At 66.9% G+C, this 22,217-nt stretch carries 20 protein-coding genes; 10 read left to right on the forward strand and 10 right to left on the reverse strand.

Going from position 1 to position 22,217, the window contains the following annotated elements; all coding sequences use genetic code 11:
• Positions 1–64 precede the first annotated feature (64 nt).
• Positions 65–2,533: a penicillin acylase family protein gene (locus RVY76_RS03050; RefSeq protein ID WP_317375753.1), complete on the reverse strand. Its 2,469-nt coding sequence runs from the start codon at positions 2,531–2,533 to the stop codon at positions 65–67.
• 86 nt (positions 2,534–2,619) lie between these two features.
• Here RVY76_RS03050 and RVY76_RS03055 point away from each other — a divergent pair, with 86 nt between their 5' ends.
• A complete protein-coding gene (locus RVY76_RS03055; protein WP_317375754.1) occupies positions 2,620–3,483 on the forward strand; it encodes an NAD(P)-dependent oxidoreductase in 864 nt (287 codons plus the stop codon).
• 268 nt (positions 3,484–3,751) lie between these two features.
• On the opposite strand, the gene trpE is transcribed toward RVY76_RS03055, so the two are convergent.
• The 4 genes from trpE to hemB form a co-directional block, all read right to left on the reverse strand.
• Positions 3,752–5,266, reverse strand: coding sequence for an anthranilate synthase component I (gene trpE, locus RVY76_RS03060; protein WP_317375755.1), 1,515 nt, complete (start codon positions 5,264–5,266; stop codon positions 3,752–3,754).
• Positions 5,266–7,131, reverse strand: a complete 1,866-nt coding sequence (locus tag RVY76_RS03065) for a peptidylprolyl isomerase (protein ID WP_317375756.1) — start codon at positions 7,129–7,131, stop codon at positions 5,266–5,268. Before RVY76_RS03065 ends, trpE begins: the two co-directional genes overlap by 1 nt.
• 74 nt (positions 7,132–7,205) lie before the next feature.
• Positions 7,206–7,766 (reverse strand): YSC84-related protein, encoded by a 561-nt coding sequence (locus RVY76_RS03070; RefSeq protein ID WP_317375758.1) that lies wholly within the window; start codon positions 7,764–7,766, stop codon positions 7,206–7,208.
• A 140-nt stretch (positions 7,767–7,906) separates the two neighbouring features.
• A complete protein-coding gene (gene hemB, locus RVY76_RS03075; RefSeq protein ID WP_317375760.1) occupies positions 7,907–8,899 on the reverse strand; it encodes a porphobilinogen synthase in 993 nt (330 codons plus the stop codon).
• Positions 8,900–9,006: 107 nt separating this feature from the next.
• Here hemB and RVY76_RS03080 point away from each other — a divergent pair, with 107 nt between their 5' ends.
• The gene (locus tag RVY76_RS03080) at positions 9,007–9,531 is read left to right on the forward strand and encodes a component of SufBCD complex (protein ID WP_317375761.1); all 525 of its coding nucleotides are present in this window, start codon (positions 9,007–9,009) and stop codon (positions 9,529–9,531) included.
• An 8-nt stretch (positions 9,532–9,539) separates the two neighbouring features.
• Here the strand turns inward: RVY76_RS03080 and hpt are convergent, their stop codons facing one another.
• The gene (gene hpt, locus RVY76_RS03085; RefSeq protein ID WP_317375762.1) at positions 9,540–10,076 is read right to left on the reverse strand and encodes a hypoxanthine phosphoribosyltransferase; all 537 of its coding nucleotides are present in this window, start codon (positions 10,074–10,076) and stop codon (positions 9,540–9,542) included.
• 64 nt (positions 10,077–10,140) lie between these two features.
• Here hpt and RVY76_RS03090 point away from each other — a divergent pair, with 64 nt between their 5' ends.
• Both RVY76_RS03090 and RVY76_RS03095 read left to right on the forward strand, forming a co-directional pair.
• On the forward strand, positions 10,141–10,584 hold the full coding sequence (locus RVY76_RS03090; RefSeq protein ID WP_317375763.1) for a type II toxin-antitoxin system RatA family toxin: 444 nt from the start codon (positions 10,141–10,143) through the stop codon (positions 10,582–10,584).
• Positions 10,585–10,695: 111 nt separating this feature from the next.
• Positions 10,696–11,262, forward strand: a complete 567-nt coding sequence (locus RVY76_RS03095; protein ID WP_317375764.1) for a hypothetical protein — start codon at positions 10,696–10,698, stop codon at positions 11,260–11,262.
• A gap of 66 nt (positions 11,263–11,328) precedes the next feature.
• Here the strand turns inward: RVY76_RS03095 and RVY76_RS03100 are convergent, their stop codons facing one another.
• The 3 genes from RVY76_RS03100 to RVY76_RS03110 are packed head-to-tail and all read right to left on the reverse strand — an operon-like array spanning position 11,329 to position 13,447.
• Positions 11,329–11,802, reverse strand: a complete 474-nt coding sequence (locus tag RVY76_RS03100) for a CinA family protein (protein ID WP_317375766.1) — start codon at positions 11,800–11,802, stop codon at positions 11,329–11,331.
• On the reverse strand, positions 11,799–12,287 hold the full coding sequence (locus RVY76_RS03105) for a phosphatidylglycerophosphatase A (protein WP_317375767.1): 489 nt from the start codon (positions 12,285–12,287) through the stop codon (positions 11,799–11,801). The genes RVY76_RS03100 and RVY76_RS03105 overlap by 4 nt, the downstream gene beginning before the upstream one ends.
• Entirely contained in the window at positions 12,284–13,447 is a 1,164-nt protein-coding gene (locus RVY76_RS03110; RefSeq protein WP_317375768.1) for a bifunctional 2-C-methyl-D-erythritol 4-phosphate cytidylyltransferase/2-C-methyl-D-erythritol 2,4-cyclodiphosphate synthase, read from the reverse strand. Before RVY76_RS03110 ends, RVY76_RS03105 begins: the two co-directional genes overlap by 4 nt.
• Before the next feature lie 201 nt (positions 13,448–13,648).
• On the opposite strand from RVY76_RS03110, the gene dusB reads away from it, so the two are divergent.
• The 6 genes from dusB (at position 13,649) to RVY76_RS03140 (ending at position 21,707) form a co-directional block, all read left to right on the forward strand.
• Positions 13,649–14,623 (forward strand): tRNA dihydrouridine synthase DusB, encoded by a 975-nt coding sequence (gene dusB, locus RVY76_RS03115; protein ID WP_317375770.1) that lies wholly within the window; start codon positions 13,649–13,651, stop codon positions 14,621–14,623.
• Positions 14,620–15,696, forward strand: a complete 1,077-nt coding sequence (locus RVY76_RS03120; protein ID WP_317375772.1) for a two-component system sensor histidine kinase NtrB — start codon at positions 14,620–14,622, stop codon at positions 15,694–15,696. Before dusB ends, RVY76_RS03120 begins: the two co-directional genes overlap by 4 nt.
• A 3-nt stretch (positions 15,697–15,699) precedes the next feature.
• A complete protein-coding gene (locus RVY76_RS03125) occupies positions 15,700–17,073 on the forward strand; it encodes a response regulator (RefSeq protein ID WP_317375774.1) in 1,374 nt (457 codons plus the stop codon).
• A 101-nt stretch (positions 17,074–17,174) separates the two neighbouring features.
• Positions 17,175–19,448, forward strand: a complete 2,274-nt coding sequence (locus RVY76_RS03130; RefSeq protein ID WP_317375776.1) for a PAS domain-containing sensor histidine kinase — start codon at positions 17,175–17,177, stop codon at positions 19,446–19,448.
• On the forward strand, positions 19,448–20,854 hold the full coding sequence (locus RVY76_RS03135) for a sigma-54 dependent transcriptional regulator (protein ID WP_317375778.1): 1,407 nt from the start codon (positions 19,448–19,450) through the stop codon (positions 20,852–20,854). Before RVY76_RS03130 ends, RVY76_RS03135 begins: the two co-directional genes overlap by 1 nt.
• A gap of 7 nt (positions 20,855–20,861) precedes the next feature.
• Entirely contained in the window at positions 20,862–21,707 is an 846-nt protein-coding gene (locus RVY76_RS03140; RefSeq protein ID WP_317375780.1) for an alpha/beta fold hydrolase, read from the forward strand.
• On the opposite strand, the gene RVY76_RS03145 is transcribed toward RVY76_RS03140, so the two are convergent.
• Positions 21,704–22,153, reverse strand: a complete 450-nt coding sequence (locus tag RVY76_RS03145; RefSeq protein ID WP_317375782.1) for an iron-sulfur cluster assembly scaffold protein — start codon at positions 22,151–22,153, stop codon at positions 21,704–21,706. The genes RVY76_RS03140 and RVY76_RS03145 overlap by 4 nt on opposite strands.
• Between the last annotated feature and the right edge of the window lie 64 nt (positions 22,154–22,217).

Consider the following 22,217-nt stretch of genomic DNA (forward strand, 5'->3'; position numbering starts at 1 on the left):
GGGAGGGACCCCGCATTGATCGCAGAGGATGGTTAACGAAACGTGGATGTCCGCGGGTGGCGCGTCACTCTGCCGGTCGGAGTGTCGTGATCCCGACGGAGGCCGCGCGCGCCAGATCGGGATCGAGCGTCATGGGAATGTATTCGCCGCGCCGCCAGAGCTCTCCCAGATCGTCGTAATGCCGCGAAAGCGGATGACCCGATTGCCCGGTCGAAATGACGAAGACGGACGAGTCGGGGTCCGCGAAATCGTAGATCCCGCGATAGGTCGCGCCGTGGACGTTGCGGAACGGGTCGGGGCCCGTCCCGGCCGTCCTTCCGCGCAGGAGCGTATTGTCGCCGCCCGAGGTCGATTGCCGGATATTGACCAGCCACGACAGGCCCGCGATCTCGCCCAGAACGGGATGTTCGTGAACCGCCTCGTGGGCGTCGCCCCATCTGAGCGATTCGAGCGCGCGCCCGTAGCGTTCGGTGATCCAGATGAGCGCATCGTCGAGGGCGAGCCGCGCCATGTCGTTGCAGGTCTCGACCCGTGCGGATTGAACCACGTCGCACCATTCCGCCGCACCGTCGACATCGCGATAGACGCGCTCGATGAACAGCGGCTCGAGATGCGTGATGTCGTCTGCGAGGGGACCGAGTTCGTCGCGGACGAGCCGTTCCTGCAGGGCGCGCATCCACGCGGCATAGATCAGCGGCTCGGGCAGATGTTCGTTCATCTCTCCGTTCCAGCTGGCCAACAGCTCCAGCGCGCGCTGGCGCAGGCGTTCCGGCGTCCCCTCCGGCGCGGCCTCGCCGGTGAACCAGAGATCGGCACCGACGAGCGGCAGGAGCAGACGCGCCGTGAAGCTCACCGTGTCGAGCTGCGCCTCCATGAAGCTTTCGCGTGTATGGACCTCGCGCCCCTGCATGAGCCGCCGCCAGCGCTGGACCCGCTGCGTGTCGCCCCAGTGATACGAGACGTGGAGCGGGAAGGGCCGGTCGATCATCTTGTTGTTCGTGTTGCCGACGATGCCGCCCGGGGGATCGGTGAATTCGGGATTGGTGGAATAGGGCAGGGTGCCGTTCCAGCGGTTCGCCGCGATCCAGCCGGGTGTCGGCAGGCGGCCCTTCGATTGGTGGGCCATGTCGCGCTGCGGCACGTGGCCCACCATCTTCATCGCGATGCTCTCGCCATCGACGAGGGTCAGGTTCTGGCTCGGGGCGACGAAGCTTTCCATCGCGGCGAGGCCCTCCTCGATGCTGCCCGCGCGCATGAGGTCGAAGCTCGCGCTGGCGGAAGTGTCCTCGGCCGTGAGCGCGGTCCACGAGATCGAGGCGACATGTCCCGGCGGCGTGATCGAGGCGAGGTCGAAATGACTCCCCGGCAGGATCGGGCCGTTCTCGGACCATCTGAGCGTCAGTGTGATCGGATCGGCATCCTTGATCCGGACGATCGAGGTGCGGCTGCGCATCTTGCGATAGCCGTCGGGCGTGAGCACCTCGCTCGGGTCGTCGGGATTCAGCCGTTCGATATGGATGTCCGTGTCGTCGAGATAGGACGTGGTGAACCCCCAGCCGAGCCGGGCCGAGCGTCCCAGAAGGATCGTGGGCGTGCCCGGAAGCGTCGCACCGATCACACCGCCGGTCTCGAGTTCCAGCCGGGCCAGATACCAGATCGAGGGTGCGGTCAGCATCAGGTGGGGATCGTTCGCGAGCAGCGTGCCCCCCGTCGCGGCACGCGAGGGGGCGGCCGCCCAAATGTTGGAGGCCCCGGCCATGCCGGGTGCCTGCACGGGATACAGCGGATCCTCCTCCTCCGTCCGGGCGGCATAGCGCGTGCCCGGCGCATCGGGGAGGAGCGCGGCGTAATCAGGCAGGCTCGCGATACCATCGCCCAACGGGCTCGGCAGAATGTCGTTGACGCGTGCCTCGTCCTCGAGTTCGAGCGAAACGCGCGCCCTGAGAACCTCCTGCGAAAGGTGATCGTTGAGCTGCAGGGCCATCATCTTGCCGAGCGCCAGCGAATCCGCCGGCCGCCACGGCGCGATCTCGGGGGAGAAGAGGAAGAACTCGGGCGCGCCACGCCCCCGCGCCCCGTCGTTGATCTCTCCGAGCCAGGCATTGACGCCGCGGGAATAGGCCTCCAGCGCGGCGATGGCATAGGGGCTCTGAACCTCGACCGAACGCGCCGCGAGATTGTAGAGATCGAGCCTGCGCATCAATTCGTCGGTCCGCGCGGTCCGCGCGCCGAAGATCTCGCTGAGCCGTCCCTGCGCGGTGCGCCGCAACAGCATCATCTGCCAGAGCCGGTCCTGCGCATGCGCGAAGCCGAGCCCGTAATAGACGTCCTCGTCGCTCTCGCCGAACACATGGGGGACGTTGGCATTGTCGCGCACGATCTCGACCTCGCCATCGAGGCCGGCCAGCACGAAGCTCGCGTCGTAATCGGGCAGGCTGCGCGAGGCGAACCAGTAGAAGATCGTCAATGTGAGTGCCGTCAGGGCGAGGAGGCCCAGAAGGAGGCGCAGAGACCAGCGAAAGAGCGATGCCATGATGCCTCGAAGTCTAGGCGCGGCGTTGACCCGCATCCGGTATGGGATAGACAGGCCATAGACAATCTCGGTGCGGAGGTGAAGGCATGGCGAAGGTGGCGTTTCTCGGACTCGGCGTGATGGGGTATCCCATGGCGGGGCATCTCGTGGCCGCAGGCCATGAGGTGGTGGTCTACAACAGGACGCAATCGAAGGCGTCCTCGTGGGCCGAAGAGCATGGCGGACGGCACGAGGCGACCCCCCGCGCGGCAGCCGAGGGTGCCGAATTCGTGATGACCTGTGTCGGCAACGACGACGACCTGCGCAGCGTGTGTCTGGGTGATGACGGTGCCTTCGCCGGAATGGGGCCCGACGCGCTGCTCGTCGATCACACGACCGTTTCGGCGCGGGTGACGCGGGAGCTTTCCGAGGAGATCGGCGGCCGCTTCGTCGATGCGCCGATCTCGGGCGGACAGGCCGGGGCGGAGAACGGAAAGCTGTCGATCATGTGCGGCGGTCCCGAAGACGCCTTTGCCCGGGCCGAGCCGGTGATGGACGTCTATGCCAAGATCTGTCGGCGTATCGGCGACACGGGTGCCGGCCAGATGACCAAGATGTGCAACCAGATCGCCATTGCCGGCCTTGTCCAGGGCCTGTCCGAGGCGCTCAACTTCGCCGAAACCGCCGGTCTCGACGGCCGTGCGGTGGTCGAGGTCATCAGCCAGGGTGCCGCCGGCAGCTGGCAGATGGAGAACCGCTACGAGACCATGCTCGACGACGAGTTCGATCACGGCTTCGCCGTCGACTGGATGCGAAAGGACCTCGGCATCTGTCTCGACACGGCGGACGAGATCGGCGCGTCGCTGCCTGTCACCGCGCTCGTCGACCAGTTCTACAAGGACGTCCAGAAGATCGGTGGCGGGCGCTGGGATACCTCCGCCCTCATAAAACGGCTGCGCGCCCTGGGCTGACGGCCCACCATGCGTATTTGAAAAAGCAGAGAGTTGGGTCGGCGAGCAGAGCAGCCGCCTCGTCCCTCTTGCGCGCGAGGTCATGGGGTAAGCCCCGTTTCTCCCATGCCAGGACCGAAAGTACCGGGGCCGGCCCTCTTCGCTTTGCGGTCATCGGCGCGCCTGCCTGTACCGCCCGTCAGGCTTGTCACGGGACGAGTTAAGGGCGCGTCAACAGCTCTTTGCTTTCGAAAATACGCACGGCACTACGCTGGTCGTGCGAAGGCGGTCAGCCGTTCCGGGGCCTTCCGGCAAAGCGCGCGGCGTCCTCGGCCGCCCGACGGAGCGCTCGGGCCTTGTTGACGGTTTCTTCGTATTCGGCCTGCGGGTCGCTGTCGTGGACGACCCCGCCGCCCGACTGGATGTAGAGCACCTTGTCCTTGATGACGGCGGTGCGCAGCGCGATGCACATGTCCATGTCGCCGCCGGCTGAGAAATATCCCAGGCCCCCGCCGTAGATTCCGCGCTTTTCGGGTTCGAGCTCGTCGATGATCTCCATCGCGCGGACCTTGGGGGCACCCGAAACGGTGCCCGCGGGCAGGCCCGCCAGAAGCGCAGAGAGCGCGTCGTGTTCGTCGGACAATTCGCCGACCACGTTCGAAACGATGTGCATCACGTGGGAATAGCGCTCGATCACGAATTCCTCGGTCGGGCGGACCGTTCCGATCTTTGAGACGCGGCCGGTATCGTTTCGGCCGAGATCGAGCAGCATGAGATGTTCGGCCAGCTCCTTCTCGTCAGACAGGAGGTCGGCTTCGAGCCTGCGATCCTCCTCTGGCGTGGCACCTCGGGGCCGCGTCCCGGCGATGGGTCTGATCGTGACCTGCCCGTCCATGACCCGCACGAGGATCTCGGGGCTCGCGCCGACCACCTGGAAGCCGCCGAAATTGAAATAGAACATGAAAGGCGAGGGGTTCATCCGCCGCAGCGAACGGTAGAGCGCGAAGGACGGCAGGTCGAAATCGAGGCTCCATCGCTGCGATGGCACGACCTGGAAGATGTCACCGGCGGCGATGTAGTCCTTGGCCCGCGTCACCGCGGCGAGGTAGTCTTCGTGGCTGAAATTCGACCTCGGCTCGGAGGGTATGCCGGCGTCGCCCAGATCGCGCGCATCGCCCGGGGGCGCGCGGTCGAGGTCGCGCAGCGCGTCCATGACCCGCTCGGCCGCCTGGGCATAGGCCGCGCGCGCCGAGAGCCCGGACGCGACCCAGGCAGGCGCGACCACCGTCACCTCGCCCTTCACGCCGTCCAGCACGGCCACGACCGAGGGGCGCAGCATCATCGCGTCGGGCAGGTCGAGCGGGTCGGGATTGACGTTCGGCAGACGCTCGACCAGCCGGATCATGTCATAGCCCAAATAACCGAAGAGCCCCGCGGAGGAGGCGGGCAGATCGTCCGGCAGGTCGATCCGGCTTTCGGCGATGATCCGTCGGAGCGCGTCGAGAGGCGATCCGTCCATCGGCTCGAAGGCGGTTTCGTCGAACCGGGCCTCGCGGTTCACGCGGCTCGTCTCGCCGCGGCATTCCCAGACGAGGTCGGGTTTCATCCCGATGATGGAATAGCGCCCGCGCACCTCGCCGCCCGTGACGGATTCGAGGATGAACGTGTCGCGCCCTGCCTGGGCCAATTTCAGCATCAGCGAGACGGGCGTGTCGAGATCGGCCGCGATGCGGGCATGGACGATCTGGTTGCGGCCGGCCTCGTAACCTTCGGCAAAGCTCTCGTAATCGGGTGTGAGCCGCATCAGTTGAACTGCGAATTGACGGCCTGCACGGCCTGCTGGTTCAACTGGATGCCCTTCTCCGTCTCCAGCGCGCGGGTAAAGGCCTCTGTCACGTCCTGCGCGATCCCCTGTCCGATGGTGCGCGTGACGTTGCGACGGACCTCCTGTGCCTCCGGGGCTTCGGGGTCGGGCATCTCGATCGCGTCGACCCGCAGGAGAACGGCCCCGTCTGGCGCGGTCAGGACGCTGATCCCGCCTTCGTTCAGCGTGAAGGCGGCGGTCGCGAGTTCGCTCGGGAGATCCTCGAAGAAGGCGTCGCGCAGGACTCCGGTCTCGGTCCTGAGCGTTCCGTCCTGATCCTCGATCGCGGCACCCTCGGCGAGGGCCTCGCGGATCGCCTCGGCCTTGTCTGCGAGGCGGGTGCGCAGACGTTCGGCGCGCCAGGCTTCCAGTGCCTGATCGCGGACGTCTTCCAGAGGTTGCACTGTCGGTTCGACCACCTCGTCGACGCGGAGCGCGAAGAGGCCGCCATCTGCGAGTTCGTAGAGAGTCGGGAAATCCCCGATCTCGGTTTCGCCCGCGATCTCGCGGAAGGTCTCGTAGGCATCGATCTCCTGTCCGTTGACCGAGGCGAGCTCAGGCGAATAAAAGATCTCGTTCGTCTCGAACGGAGTTTCCTCGCCGATCTCCTCGAGCGTCGCGCCGCCCGCCAGCAGATCCTCGACCGGTTCGATCTCGGACTCCACGCGGCGCCGGGCGGCGGCGGATGCGAATTCGGCGCGCAGCTCTGGCTCGACATCCTCGAACGGGGTTTCGGTCGCGCGCAGGATCGCGTTCACGCGGTAGAGCGCGGCACCGAGATCGGATTCGACCGGGCCGACGATGCCTGTTTCCGTCGTGTCGAAGACCGCCTCCGCGGCAACGTCGCCGAGATCATCGCGCGAGACCTCGCCCAGATCGACGTCGTCGAGCGTCAATCCGCGATCGGCGACGAGGGTGTCGAAATCGGTCTCGCCGCTTTCGATGGCAGCTGCAGCCGCCTCGGCATCTGCGGGGTCGGAGAAGACCAGCCGTTCGGCCAGGCGGCGCTCGGGCTGATTGTATTCCGACGCGCGATCCTCGTAGAGCGCGCGCAGATCCTCCTCGGTCGGGCCGGTCTCGTCGAGGACCATCTCGGGGGTGAGCCAGGCATAGGTGATCCGCTTGCGCTCGGGCAGGGTGAAGAGATTCTGATTGGCGTCGTAGAAATTCCTGAGCACGCCGTCCGACGGCTCGGGGATCGGGCTGTCGAGGTCGTCGGGCCCGAGCACGAGGATCGAGAGGTCTCGCATCTCGCGCGCATAGGTGTAGAGCGTGTCGACGAAGGCGGCAGGCGGCTGGATCCCCGCGACGAGCGCGCCTTGCAGAAGGCTGCGCGAGATCTCCTCGCGGAGGCCTTCCTCGTAGTCGGCGACCGAAATGCCGGCATTCCCGAGCGCGAATTCGTAGGCCTGGCGGTCGAAGGATCCGTCGGCCCCCTGGAAGGCACGGGTATTCATCACCTCGTTGCGAATCTCGCCGTCGCCAACCGAAAGACCAAGCTCGTCTGCCTCGTCCTCCAGCGCGGCGAGCGCGAGGAGGCGCTGCAGCACGCCCCCGTCGAGCCCGTATTGCTGTGCTTCCGCAAAGCTCAGCCGTTCGCCGGTCTGCTGCTCGATGCCGCGGATCTCCTGCTGGAGGGCGCGCGCATAGCTCTCGGTGTCGATCGAGGTGTCTCCGACACGTCCGACCTCGCGCACGGAGCCGCCGAAATTCGTCGCGCCGAAGCCCGCCAGCCCCACGATGAGCAGAAGAAGGACGACCCAGATGATGCCCTTGGAAATTGCGTTGCCCGCGCTTTTCGCCATGTCGTCAACTCCGCCCGAAATGCTGTCCCGGCGGGTCTATAGGGCCTTGCGCGTCGTCGCAAGATCGCCCCCTCTCAGGGAATGATGCGCGTGTACTTGGTCCCGGCGACGGTCGCGCCCGCAATGAGGCCCGCCTGGCCGAAGACGACGCCGATCACCGGGGTGAGGGAGGTCGTTGTCGTGGCCGATAGATTGCCGCCGCGATCGCGAACCGCGTATTCGATATCGGCACCCGCGGTGTACCCGCTCGAATTGCGGAAATCGTAGAGCGCGTCGTCGGTCATGAAGAACAGGACATGCGCATATTGCTGCGCGCCGATCTGCAGGCCGACATTGGCCGTCGTCGCGGAGTAGTAATCGATCGGCGTCCCGTCCACGAGAAGCGCGCCGCGTCCGTAACTGCCGCCCACGCCGAAGCCCGCCTGCGTGATCAGCGGCATGACGAGGATGCCCGACGCCTTGTCGCGCAGGTCCTGCGTCGAGGGATAATTGCCGTAGAGGTAGTCGAGCGTGGAGGCCACGCGCGCGTCGATGCTCTGGCTCCCGCGGCTCGAGATGCCGTTCGCGCAACCTGCGGCGGCGAGGAACGCCGCGCTGCCGCCTGCAAGAACCGCGCGGCGGGTGAGGATTGTCATGGATCTGCCCCTTGTGACTGCCGATTGCCTGGCTGGAATGGCGATCTTTCACGACCGCTCTCGGCGTTGTTATATCGACCGCGGCCTTGCCTGTCATCCGCCGTCGGACTGCGCGGGCGGTGATTCGCCGCTGCTGGATCTCAGTTCTGGAGGTGTCGCGCGACGTCGCGGGCGAAATAGGTCAGGATTCCGTCGCAACCCGCGCGCTTGAATGCCGCGAGACTCTCGAACATGACCGCCTCGCCGTCCAGCCAGCCGCGATCGGCAGCACCCCTCAGCATCGCGTATTCGCCGCTCACCTGATAGGCGAAGGTCGGCACGCCGAACTCGCCCTTCACGCGGGCGCAGATGTCGAGATAGGGCATGCCCGGCTTGACCATGACCATGTCGGCCCCTTCCGACAGGTCGCGCGCGACGAGGCGCATCGCCTCGTCCGCGTTGGCGGGGTCCATCTGATAGGTCTTCTTGTCGCCGGTCAGCGCGCCGGAGGCCCCGACCGCGTCACGGAAGGGCCCGTAGAAGGCCGAGGCGTATTTCGCGGCGTAGGACATGATGGTCACGTCCCGGAACCCCTCGGCCTCGAGCGCCGAGCGCATCGCGCCGATCCGGCCGTCCATCATGTCGGACGGTCCGAGAATGTCGGCCCCCGCACGCGCCTGTTCCAGTGCCATGCGAACGAGCGCCTCGACGCTCTCGTCGTTGAGGATGACGCCGTCGCGCACGATGCCGTCATGGCCATTCGCGTTATAGGGGTCGAGCGCCACGTCGGTCATCACCGCAATGTCGATGCCCGCCTCGCGGATCGCGCGCACCGCGCGGTTCGACAGGTTGTCGGGATTCCAGGCTTCCTCGCAGGCCTCGGTCTTCAGCGCGGCATCGGTATAGGGAAAGATGCAGATGGCCGGGATGCCGAGACCAGCGGCCTCGCGCGCGGCCTCGACCAGCAGGTCCACACTCAGCCGCTCGACGCCCGGCATCGAGGGCACGGCATCGCGCTCTCCCTCGCCGTCGCGCACGAAGAGCGGCCAGATCAAGTCGGCGGGCGAAAGCGTCGTCTCGCGCACGAGCCGGCGCAGCGGCTCGGTCCGGCGCAGCCTGCGAAACCTCGTGGCAGGGAAGGGCCCTTGGGTCATGCTCTGGTCCATTTGCAACGGCAGCGGTGTCGCCGTGCTGGGTTGCATGGATTTCCCGCACGCTCAAGTGTAAGTCGGGTCGCGCGACACAGGCCGGGGCCGTTCCGTTGAGTTTCTTCCAGACCATCTTCGAGACCATCGACATGCGCTCCTTCTCGAACCTCTGGTTCTGGATCGCACTGGCCGCCGTCTGGTCGATGGCGAGCCATTACGTGCTGGGCGTGCCCTACGACATGGTTCCGCGCGCCGCGCGCCATGGCGGCACGTCCGAGCGCGATCTGGAGGCGCTGGTGCGCATCCGGGTGCGCCGCCTGCTCTTCGTGGCGCAGGTCTCGGGGATCTGGCTGGTTGCGCTGGGGGCCGCGGCGCTTTCGACGCTGCTGGTGCTGGGGTTCTGGTACGGGGTCGAATTCGCGCAGGCCACGTTCCTGGTCTGCGCGCCGATGTCGCTGGTGTCGCTGCACGCGATATCGACCGCGCGGTTGATCGAGATGGCCGATCTCGACGGCGCGCAACTGCGCGCGCGTCTGGTGCTCCATCGCCGGGTGACGCAGACGATCGGCGTCGTGTCGATCTTCGTGACGGCGATGTGGGGAATGTACCGCAATCTGAGCGTCTGGCCGCTCGGCTGAGCGGCGGCTTAGGGGAGCCTGACGGTCCCGATGTAGGGCAGATTGCGGTCGCGCTGTGCGTAGTCGATCCCGTAGCCCACCACAAATTCGTCGGGGATCTCGAACCCGGTCCATGTCGCACGGACGTCGACCTGCCTGCGCGACGGCTTGTCGAGCAGGGCGATCGTCTCGAGCCGGGCGGGACGCCGCGACCGGAGCAGCCCCAGGACATGACGCAGGGTGAGGCCGGTATCGACGATATCCTCGACCAGCAGGACGTCGCGCCCCTCGATCGGGCCGCGCAGATCCTTGAGGATGCGGACATCGTGGCTGCTTTCCATCGCGTTGCCGTAGGACGAGGCTTCGATGAAATCGACCTCGACCGGCAGGTCCAGCTTGCGCACGAGATCCGCGATGAAGATGAAGGACCCCCGCAGGAGGCCCACAACGACGAGCTTTTCCGTGTCACCGAACGCGGCCTCGATCTCGGTCCCGAGGGCCCCGATGCGCGCCGCGATGGCTTCCGCGGATATCAGTTCGTCGATTTCGTAGTCGCGCCGCGCCATGGCGTCCCCTTGAATTTCTGGACGTGCTGTCGGAAAGGATGTTCAGACAATCGCGAAGGACGTTATGCCGACCCATCACGAAACCCGCAAGCTGCCCTATACCGCGCAGCAGATGTACGATCTGGTGGCAGACGTCGAGAGCTATCCCAAATTCCTGCCATGGACTGCGGCCGCGCGCGTGCGCGACCGGCGGCAGACCGAGGACGGCGAGGTGATGGAGGCCGATCTGGTCATCAGCTTCAAGGTCTTTCGCGAACGCTTTCGCAGCGAGGTCACGCTCCGCCCCGACGACATGAAGATCGACACCCGCTATGTCACGGGTCCGTTCCGGCACATGAATTCCACATGGACCTTCATGGAGCGTGAGAAGGGGTGCGAGGTCAAGTTCGACGTCGATTTCGAGTTCAAGAGCCGCATCCTCGGCTCGGCCGCGTCGATGTTCTTCAACGACGCGATGCAGCGGATCGTCAGGGCATTCGAGCGTCGCGCGGCCCAGCTCTACGGCTGAGATCACGCGTTAACGATATCGAAGGATTTTGCGGCAAGACACGATTCCGCCGCAATTCCGCCGCGAGGCGCTGTCATTCGACCTAGCAATCAAATGCTAAGGAATGGTTGAATGTTTGCCCTGAACAGTTTGACGAGTTCGCTCGGCTACAAGCCGAAGCCGACCGCCCCCCTAGAGCCTGTCGCCGAGACCTCCCCAAAGGCCGGAACCCAGTCATCGCTTTCGGAACAGCCCGCCGCGACGCCGCAATCCACGACAGAAGGTACGAGCGTTGCGCCGAATGCGGTCGCCCCGGCGGCACCCGTAAAAAGCACCGCCATCGTTCCGGCGGAATCGTCGGCGACCTCCGCCGAGCAGCGTCCGGCCGAAACCACCGCGATGCGGGCGAACGCTGCTGGGCGCGACGACGGCCTCGTGCGCGATCTGCCAGGCGCCATCGCCGCCGATCTCGGAGCGATCGCGATGGACGAGGATGCTTCCCGCGCGGCCGCCGAGTCCGCACGGACTGCCCTCCGCGTCAGCATGGTGGTCGAAGGAATGTCGAGCCCGGTCGTCGCAAACGGTGCCGAGCCGGTCGCACGCGACCCCGCCGCGCAGGAAGCCAGCGACCGCTATGACAGCGTTCGCCCCGCAATCGACACGGTGAAACCCGAGCGGCTACTGGCAAAGGTCGCCTGACACCTTTCCGGCCCCGTCCCGTTCGGGGCCGGATCCGATCTCAAGCTGTGCCGGTCCGGCCAGCAATCAGCATTCGGCAAGGTGGGACAGGATCAGTTCGAGCGCGTGATCGACGGTCGCACGTCGCACGCCGTCCCGGCCGATCGCACCGAATTCCCGCGTCTCCGAACGTGTTTCAGCCGGGCCGGAGACGGCAAAGCAGACGCGCCCCTCGGGCTTCGTCTCGCTTCCGCCGGGGCCGGCGATGCCCGTGACCGCCACGGCAAGCGTCGTGCCCGCCCGCGACCGCGCGCCATCCGCCATCTCGCGCGCGACCTCCTCGCTGACCGCGCCGAACGTTTCGAGCGTCGCGGGCGAGACGCCGAGCATCTGGGTCTTGGCCGCGTTGGAATAGGTGACGAAGCCGCGGTCGAAGACCGCCGAGGATCCGGGCGGGTCGGTCAGCGCGGCCGCGATCATGCCCGCCGTGCAGCTTTCCGCCGTCGCGATCGTTGCCCCTTTCCGCCGCCCATGCTCGAGGATCCGGTCCGCCGCGTTCACAGCAGCACCACATGGGCGAGGACCCCGAGGATGACGACGCCGACCGCGGCAATCGCGCCCGCGATGATATCGTCGAGCATCACGCCCATCGGATCGCCGCGCCGGTCGGCCCAGCCCACGGGGCCGGGCTTCGCGATGTCGAAAAGACGAAAGAGCAGGAAGGCCGCGACCCAGCCGGGCCAGAGATCCGTGATCGCCGCGTCGACGTGCCACGCCCCGAAGCTGACCGGAAAAAGCGCAAGCCACTGACCCGACACCTCGTCGATCACGATCTCCGAGGGGTCCTCCACGCCCGTGCGGGCGGTCTCGGCGCGCACGACCACGAGGCCGATGGCGAAGGTCGCGACGATCCCGATGGCGAGAGCGAGCGGGCCGCCAAGCATATGGAGCAGCCACGCCACCGGAAGGGCGGCCAGCGATCCCCACGTGCCCGGACCCGGCCGCAGGAGACCCGCATAGAAAAAGGTCGCGATGAAACGGTTCATCGTCCGACGAGGGTCACGGTCGCGATCGCGGCGATTCCCTCCTCCCGTCCGGTAAAGCCGAGCCGCTCGCTCGTCGTGGCCTTCACGCTCACGCGGTCTGCCGCGATCTCGAGGAATTCCGCTACACGGTCCGCCATGGCGATTGCGTAAGGTCCGATCTTCGGGCGCTCGCAGATGATCGTCAGGTCAACGTTCGAGATCCCGTATCCCCGCGACACCGCCAGATCGCGCGCGTGGACAAGGAAGATGTCGCTTTCGGCACCCTTCCACTTCGGATCGGAGGGCGGAAAGAACCTGCCGATATCGCCTGCGGCCAGCGCACCGTAGATCGCGTCGGTGATCGCGTGGAGCCCGACATCCGCATCGGAATGGCCAAGAAGCGTGCGGTCATGCGGCACCGAAACGCCGCAGAGCATGACGTCGCGCCCTTCGGTGAAGGCGTGGACGTCGTAGCCGTTGCCGAGACGGATATCTGGGGGAGGGGGCATCTGACGCTCCAGGATGGTTTCGGCGCGGGCGAAATCGTCCGGCCCGGTGATCTTGATGTTGTCCTCGTCGCCCTCGACGATCGTTACGGGAAGGCCGGCGGAATGGGCGACGCCCACATCGTCGGCCGCGTCGCTGTCATGCGTCCGGTGCGCGTCGAGGATGGCGTCGAAGTCGAAACCCTGCGGTGTCTGCGCTCGAAACAGCCCTTCCCGGTCGAGAAAGCCTGAGACGCGCCTGTCCTCCCCCCGCCAGAGCGCGTCGGTCACGCGCAGGGCGGGGGCCGCCGCCGGGTCCGTGCCGAGCGCGTCGATCACGCGCCGGATCAGTTCGGGCGTGACGAGCGGCCGCGCCACGTCGTGGATCAGCACGAGGTCGGGTGGGTCCGATGCAAGGCATTCGAGGCCCGCGCGCACCGATCGGGACCGCGACGTGCCGCCCGCGGCAACCCTCACGTCACCATGCGCGACATAGCCCGCGGCGAGGTCCATGTCGTCGGGATGCAGGACCAGAACGATGTCGGAAATCTCGTCCATGTCCCGAAACGTCTGCAGGCTCCGCGCAAGGACGGTCCGGCCGCCGATCGCGCGCCATTGTTTCGGAAGTCCCGGTCCCGCGCGCGTCCCGCGTCCCGCGGCCACGATGAGCGCCGCGGTGCGTTTCATGTCTGACATAGAGTTTCCCACCGTCTTTGTCCGATTTTCTAGGGTGACAGGCGGTTGGAAACAATCCCACGCTTTCGGCCGAACGGTTGCACAAATTTCAGGCGTTTCCGGTTTCGTGCCTGCTGGGTCAGCCGCCGGGTTTGAAGTCGCTGCCAGGCGGAGATACTGGTTTGGGCAGTTGCACATTGTTTACGCAAAGCCGCGCCCTTCATGAGATTGCTGCCACTCGGCATATCCCCGCCTGTCCTCTTGGCCCCGATGGCCGGGATCACCGATCTTCCGTTCCGCGAGATCGTCGCCGGATTCGGTGCCGGCCTCGTCGTGTCGGAAATGGTCGCCAGCGCCGAGATCCTGGGCGAAAGCCGGGCATCGCTCGCCCGGGCGATGCCGGGACGTGGGGCGTCGCAAGGCGCGGTGCAGATCGCCGGCCGCGATGCCCGCTGGATGGCCGAGGCCGCCCGGCGGATCGAGGGGGCCGGCGCGCGGCTCATCGACATCAACATGGGCTGTCCGGCGAAGAAGGTCGTCAACGGCTATTCCGGATCGGCCCTGATGCGCGAACCCGACCACGCGCTCGCGCTGATCGAGGCCGTCGTGGAGGCCGTCGATGTGCCCGTGACGCTCAAGACCCGCCTCGGCTGGGACGACGGAATGCTCAACGCGCCCGAGATCGCCTCCCGCGCCGAGGCGGCGGGCATCGCGATGATCACGATTCACGGCCGGACGCGTTGCCAGTTCTACAAGGGGCGCGCCGATTGGCGGGCGATCGCGAGGGTCCGCGAGGCGGTGTCGATCCCCGTCATCGCGAATGGCGACATCGTCGACGCGGCCACCGCGCGCGAGGCGCTGCGCCTTTCGGGGGCCGACGGCGTGATGATCGGTCGCGGCGCGCAGGGACGCCCCTGGAATCCTGCACAGATCGCCCATGCGATCGCGGGCACGCCGGCCCCAATCGTGCCCGAGGGGCGCGCGCTGGGCCGGCTCGCGGCGCACCACGTCGACGCGTCCTGCCAATTCTACGGTCGCGCGCTCGGCGCGCGCGTCGTGCGAAAGCATCTCGGATGGTACATGGACGGGGCCGGAGTGCCGCGCGCTCTGCGCCGCGACGTGCTGACCTGCGAGGATCCGAACCTTGTCATGCGGCGTCTCGAGACGGCCTTCGACGCTGTGGAGGTCGCGGCATGAGCGATCCCGGTACGCTTGTCTGGGCCGCGATGCCCGTGCCCGCAATCCTCGTCGATGCAAAGGATCGGATCACCGACGCCAATTCCGAGGCCGAGGATTTCCTGATGACCTCGATCCGGTCGCTGCGCGGCCAGCCGCTCTTCGACCGGATCGCCGTCGATGCACCGCTCGACGAGTCCTTCGCGCGGGTGCGCGAACATCGCGCGCCGCTCTTCATCAACAATGTCGACGTGAGCGGCGGCAACCGCCCGCCCGAAAGCTGCAACATCCAGATCGCGCGCCTTCTGGACGACAGCGACGGCCTCCTGATGATGATCACGCCGCGGCAGATGGCGGGACGCCTGTCCCAGGCTGGCACCGCGCGATCCTCGGCGCGCTCGGCCATCGGCATGTCCGAGATGCTGGTCCACGAGATCAAGAACCCGCTCGCCGGGATCACGGGCGCCGCGCAATTGCTGTCGATGGGCCTCTCCGGGGGCGATCTCGAGCTGACGGACCTGATCGTGGCCGAAAGCCGGCGGATCGTGGCGCTTCTCGACCAGGTCGAGCATTTCGGCAATCTCCGTCCGCCCGCACGCCAGCCGATCAACATCCATGACATCACCGACCGCGCGCTGAGGACGGCCGCGCTGGGCTTCGCCGCGCACATGAAGCTCAGGCAGGAATACGACCCCTCGCTGCCGATGACCTATGTCGACGACGACCAGATGCAGCAGGTGTTCCTCAACCTCATCCGCAACGCGACCGAGGCGGCCTCTGCCGAAGGGGGCACGATCACCGTGCGCACATTCTACGACCACGCGCTGCGGCTGCGCCGCAAGGACGGGTCGGGCGCGCGCCTGCCGCTGCAGGTCGAGGTGATCGACGACGGCAAGGGCCTGCCCCCCGACATCGTCGAATCGATCTTCGACCCGTTCGTTTCGGGCCGCGAGAACGGGACGGGGCTCGGCCTCGCGCTCGTCAGCAAGATCGTGAGCGAGCATGACGGCCTGATCTCGGTCGAATCCCATCCCGGCCGAACGGCGTTCCGCATCTCCCTGCCGCTCGCGCCGCAATCCACGCAGAAGGAATGATCAATGGATGGCACAGTCCTGGTCGCCGATGACGACCGAACGATCCGCACCGTACTGACCCAGGCGCTGACGCGCGCGGGATGCAAGGTGCACGCGACGAGCTCGATGGTGACGCTCATGCGCTGGATCGACGAGGGGAAGGGCGATCTGGTGATCTCGGACGTGATCATGCCCGACGGCAACGGCCTCGAGGCGCTGCCCACGATCGGCACCAAGCGGCCGGGGCTTCCGGTCATCGTGATTTCGGCCCAGAACACCATCATGACCGCGATCCAGGCGGCCGAGGCCGAGGCCTACGATTACCTGCCTAAGCCTTTCGACCTGCCGGACCTGATGAAGCGCGCCGCTCGCGCGCTCGACGCGCCGCGCCGGGCGGCACCGCCCCCGCCGCAGCGCGATTTCGAGACCGGCAGCGGCGATCTGCCGCTCGTCGGCCGGACGGCGGGCATGCAATCACTCTACCGGCTGGTGGCCCGGGTGATGAATACCGACCTTCCCGTGCTCGTCACCGGGGAATCGGGGACTGGCAAGTCGCTCATCGCGCGCGCGATCCACGATTTCTCGGACAGGCGCTCCCAACCTTTCGTGGTGGCCGGTGCCGCCGATCTGGCCTCGCCCGAGGGGCAGGCCACGATCGCGAGCCGCGCGCGCGGCGGCACGATCCTCTTCGAGGAAGTCGGCGATCTCGAGGACGACGCGCAGGCACGGATCGTGCGCATGCTCGACACCCTCGGAGAGGAGGATTCACCCCGGATCATGGCCACGAGCCAGAGCGATCTGGGCCAGCGGATCGAACTGGGACGGTTCCGCGCCGATCTTTTCTACCGTCTCGGGGGCGTGCAGATCCAGGTTCCCGCCCTGCGCGACCGGGTCGAGGACATCCCGCTTCTGACCGAGCATTTCCTTGCCCGCGCCGAACGCGAGGGCCTGAGCGCCCGGACCCTCAGCGACGATGCCATGTCGCTCGTTCGCCGGTATTCTTGGCCCGGCAACGTGCGCCAGCTCGAGAACACGATCCGGCGGCTTGTCCTGACCGGCGCGGACGAGACGATCACCCGCGAAGAGGCCGAGATGGTCCTGGGCTCGCAGCCCGCGATGGAGCCTTTGCGAAACGGCGGGCAGGGTGACAGGCTGCAAGCCTCCGTCGCCCAGCATCTGCGGCGGTATTTCGACCTGCATGGCGGCATGCTTCCGCCGCCGGGGCTCTACCAGCGAATTCTGCGCGAGGTTGAAACGCCGCTTATCGAGATCGCGCTCGACGCGACGGGCGGCAATCAGGCAAAATGCGCCGATCTGCTGGGAATCAACAGGAATACGCTCCGCAAAAAGATCACTGATCTCGATATCCGCGTGACACGGCGGCGCAAGTTGATGTAAAACCGCAACAGAAGCGTGGCGACGGGGCCTGACCCCGCAAGAGACCACGCCGGCAGAGCGGTCGGCGCGCAAGGCGCGCCACATCATCGGAGGTCTTGTCCATGGCGCATCCGGCCCGGATGCTCACTTGGGACACCATTGCCCGTCTGCGCCGCCTGCGTCGGTTGCAGAACGCGGCGACGGTGGGCCTCGGTATTCTCGGCCCCGCGCTGGCGCTGGCGACCTATCTGGTGCTGGGCCCGCTCAATCAGGGGCAATCCTCGAACCTGCTGCGGCTCGTCCTTCTGGCGGACCTGATCTACGTCATCGTGCTCGCCACGCTGGTGCTGAGCGCGCTGGTCCGGGTGATCGCGGCGCGGCGGGCGCAATCGGCGGGATCGCGGCTGCATCTGCGGCTCACGGGCGTCTTCGCGCTGATCGCGCTGGGCCCAACCGTCACCGTTGCCGTCTTCGCGGCACTGTCGATCAATTTCGGGCTCGAGGGCTGGTTTTCCGAACGGGTAAGCCGGGTCGTGGGTGCCTCGCTCGCCGCGGCCGAGGCCTACGAGGAAGAGCATCGCCGCGATCTCTCGACGGATGCCGAGGCACTGGCAAGCTTCCTCGTCGCCGCGCGGCCGAATTCCTTCCTCGTCTCCGACGGCGAGCTGCGCCAGATCCTCAGCCAGGGTCAGAGCCAGATCCAGCGCGGCCTGCGCGAGGCCTACATCATCAACAGCGCGGGCGAGATCCAGGCGCGGGGCGAACGCTCCTATCTCTTCGACTACGAGGAACCCACGCCCGAGGCCATCGACCGCGCGATCGCGGGCGAGACGGTGGTGATCGAAGATTGGGACATCAACGAATTCCGCGCGCTCGTGCCGCTTCCGGGTCTGGGCGACCGCTATCTCTATGTCAGCCGCGAGGTCGACGGAGAGCTGCTGGCCCTGCTCGACGACACGCAGGAATCCGTCCAGCTCTACAACCAGCTCGAAACCGATCGCGGGCGCATCCTCTTCGAGTTCGGCCTGCTCTATCTGGGCTTCGCCGTGATCCTGATCCTCGCCGCGATCTGGGTCGGCCTCTGGTTCGCCGAACGGCTGTCGCGCCCCGTCGGGCGTCTTGCCGGGGCCGCGCAGCGCGTGGGCGCGGGCGATCTCGACGTGCGCGTCCGCGAGGAGGAGGGCGACGACGAGATCTCGATGCTGGGCCGTCTCTTCAACCAGATGACCCAGCAGCTGAAGGCGCAGCGCGACACGCTGCTTGCCTCGAACGACCAGATCGAACGGCGCAGGAGGCTCTTCGATTCGGTGCTGGCCTCGGTCACGTCGGGTGTCGTCGGGCTCGATCCGGCGGGACGGGTGACCTTCGTCAACCGCTCGGCCGAGCGTCTGCTCCAGCTCGACGAGGGGACGGGGCAATCGGTGCCGATCAGCGTCGCGATCCCCGAATTCGGCGCGATGTTCGACAAGCTCGCAGGCGGTGCCGGAAGCGTCATTCAGGGCGAGATCAAGGTCAGCCGCGGCGGCACGGTCGAATCCCTGCTGGTCCGCATGTCGGTGCGCGAAAGCGAGGACGGAACGCTCGAAGGCTATGTCGTGGCCTTCGACGACGTGAGCGATCTGGTCGCGGCCCAGCGGATGGCCGCATGGGGCGACGTCGCGCGCCGCATCGCGCACGAGATCAAGAACCCGCTCACCCCGATCCAGCTCAGCGCCGGGCGCATCCGCCGTAAGTTCGCGGCCCAGGTCGAGGACCCCGAGGCGCTGTCGCAGATGACCGACGTCATCATCCGCCAGACCGACGGGCTCCGACGCATTGTCGACGAGTTCAGCCATTTCGCGCGGATGCCACAGCCCGACAGGCATTCCCATGACCTCGTCGCGCTGGTCCGCGAGGCTGTGCTTCTGCAGCAATCGGGTCAGGCCGGCGTCAGGATCACCACGCGGCTGCCCGAAGGGCCCGTTCATGCCGATGTTGACGAGGCGATGATCGGCCAGGCGCTCACCAACCTCATTAAGAACGCGGGCGAGGCCACGCAGACCCTGATCGGACGCGGTGCGCCGGACGATTACCGCCCCGAGATCCGTGTTGCGATGACGACCTCGGAGGAGGGCGTACTGCTCAGCATCTCCGACAACGGGGTGGGCCTTCCCGAGGATCGCGCGCGGCTCTTCGAGCCCTATGTCACGACGCGGGAGGAGGGGACCGGCCTCGGCCTTCCGATCGTGCGCAAGATCATCGAGGAACATGGCGGGACGCTCTCGCTCACGGATGCGGCGCGGTTCCGGCGCGGCGCGCATCGCGGCGCGCGGGCCGAGATCCGTCTGCCGCTGCAACCGGACACGCTTCCGGGCACAGACATAACCAAAACCGAAGACCGAGAGGACGCAGAGTGATGGGCGACATCCTGATCGTAGACGACGAACGCGATATCCGGGAGCTGATCTCGGACATCCTGAAGGACGAGGGATACACGACCCGTCTGGCCTCCAATTCCGGGGAGTGCATGTCCGAACTGGAATCCGCGCCTCCCGCTCTCATGATCCTCGACATCTGGCTCAAGGACAGCGACATGGACGGGATCGACATCCTGAAGATCGCCAAGCGCGATTATCCAGGCGTCCCCGTCATCATCATCTCGGGCCACGGCAATATCGAGATCGCGGTCGCCGCGATCAAGCAGGGGGCCTACGATTATATCGAGAAGCCCTTCAACATCGACCAGCTTATGGTCGTGATCGGCCGCGCGATGGAAACCTCGCGCCTCCGGCTCGAGAATGTCGCGCTGCGCCGCCGCGACGCCGAACCCGCGATCCTCGTGGGCCAGAGCGCGAGCTTCAAGACGCTGAAATCCTCACTCGACAAGGTCACCAAGTCGAATGGCCGCGTCATGCTGACGGGCGGTGCGGGCGTCGGCAAGGAACTCGCCGCGCGCTATATCCACGCCAATTCCGGCCGGTCCGACAAGCCTTTCATCACCGTCGGTGCCGCTAGCATCGAACCCGAGCGCATGGAGGAGGTCCTCTTCGGCCGCGAAAGCCGCGAGGGCGGCGTCGAGCCGGGACTGCTGGAGCAAGCCGATGGCGGTGTCCTCTATTTCGACGAGGTCGCCGACATGCCGCTCGGCACGCAGTCCAAGATCCTGCGCGTCCTCGTCGACCAGGCCTTCCAGCGCGTCGGCGGCACCGACAAGGTCAGCGTCGACATCCGCGTGATCAGTTCCACCACCCGCGACCTCACGGCCGAGATCGCGGCCGGTGCCTTCCGGCAGGAGCTCTATCACCGGCTCGCCGTCGTGCCGGTCGCGGTGCCCTCGCTCGACGACCGGCGCGAGGATATTCCGATCCTCGCCGACTTCTTCCTCGAGATGTTCAACAAGTCCCAGGGGCTACCGGCGCGCAGCCTCGGGGCCGAGGCGATCGCGCTCCTGCAGACGATGGTCTGGCCCGGCAATGTCCGCCAGCTCAAGAACATGATGGAACGCGTGCTCATCCTCGGCGACGGCAAGGGCGAGATTTCGGCCGCGGACCTCCCCGGTACCGACGCGCCCGATCCCGGCGAAAGCGATCGAGTCGTGCTGTCGGGCAGCCTTGCCACTCTGCCGCTGCGCGAGGCGCGCGAACTTTTCGAGCGGGAATACCTGCTGACGCAGATCAACCGTTTCGGCGGCAACATCTCGCGGACGGCGAATTTCGTGGGGATGGAGCGCAGTGCGCTGCACCGCAAGCTCAAGTCGCTCGGCGTCGTCACCTCCAACAAGCAGGGCGCGCGCCTCGCCCATATGGGGTCCGAGATGGAGTGAACGCCCCGTGCCCGGGCATCGCACACGTATCGAGGTCGAGGGGCGGGATGCCGCCTTCGTGGATTGCGGACCGGCGGGCGGTGTGCCGGTCGTGCTGCTGCACGGTGCCGGGTTCGACCATGCCCGGCTGACCTGGCGGCTCGCCACGCGGGATCTGGCGCGCGACCGCCGCGTAATCGTGCCGGACCTGCCGGGCTACGGCGCGACCGACGCCATTGCCGGGCCACACGACCTCGAAAGGCTGGGGCGCTGGCTCGTCGCGTTCCTCGACCGTCTCGGGCTCGGGCAGGTGGACATGGCGGGCCTGTCGATGGGCGGGGGCATGGCGCTCTGGCTAGCGCTTGAGCGACACGAGCGGATTCGTCGCCTCGTTCCGGTCGCGGCCTACGGGTTGATGGGACGGCTGCCGTTCCACCCGCTCGCGCATGCCGCGGCGGGTCTGGGCGCGATGGGGGCCGCCTATGGCGCGTCGCGAAGATCGGCCCTCGCCACCCGCCTCGGGCTTGCCGCGTCCTTCGCCGTGCCGAACCGCGTCACGCTCCGTACCGTCGCCGAGGTGATGGATGTCGCGCGCGACCAGTCGAACCGTCGCAGCTTCGATGCCTTTCTCGCCGCCGAACTTGGAACATGGGCGCTGAGGTCGGACCTGAGCGGCAGGCTGCCCGAGATCGGGCGCCGCACGCTGGTCATCCACGGTCGATCGGATCGCATCGTGCCCGTGCGTTACGCGCGCCGTGCCGCGCGGCTCATCCCGCATGCCGAGTATCTCGAACTGCCGACGGGCCACTGGCCGATGCGCGAATTGCCCGACCGCTTCAACGCCGCGTTGCGCGGCTTTCTCGACGCGTCCTAGGCGCAGGCGCTTTCCTCGGCCTCGGCAAAGGCCTCCGCCGCCGCCTCGATGGCCAGCAGGATCGACGCGTGGCGGTTCTTGTAGTCGCGCGCAGGGGTCAGTACCTCGAACCCATCGAAGGGCGCATCGGGCACGTCGCCGTCGGATTTCAGCATGTCGCGAAGCTGGTCGCGCGCGGTCTCGATCTGGGCGCGCGTGCAGCCGAGGATCGCATGCCCCACGACCGCCGCCGAGGCCTGCCCGAGCGCGCAGGCCTTCACGTCCTGACCGAACCGCGCGACGTGGCCGTCCTCGACGCCCAGATCGACCGTCACCGACGATCCGCAAAGCGGCGAGCGCTTGCGCACGGTCGCGTCCGGGTTCGCAAGCCTGTCCGTATGGGGGATATCGGCGGTCAATTCCAGGATCCGCCCGGAATAGAGCTTGATCATGTCGCTGTCGGCCATGGCTTTTCCTTTCGCGTCGTCCCCCCTAGATAGGGCGGACCTTGCCCGCCGGAAAGGAGCCCGT

The organism is Palleronia sp. LCG004, assembly GCF_032931615.1.
Classification (GTDB): Bacteria; Pseudomonadota; Alphaproteobacteria; order Rhodobacterales; family Rhodobacteraceae; genus Palleronia.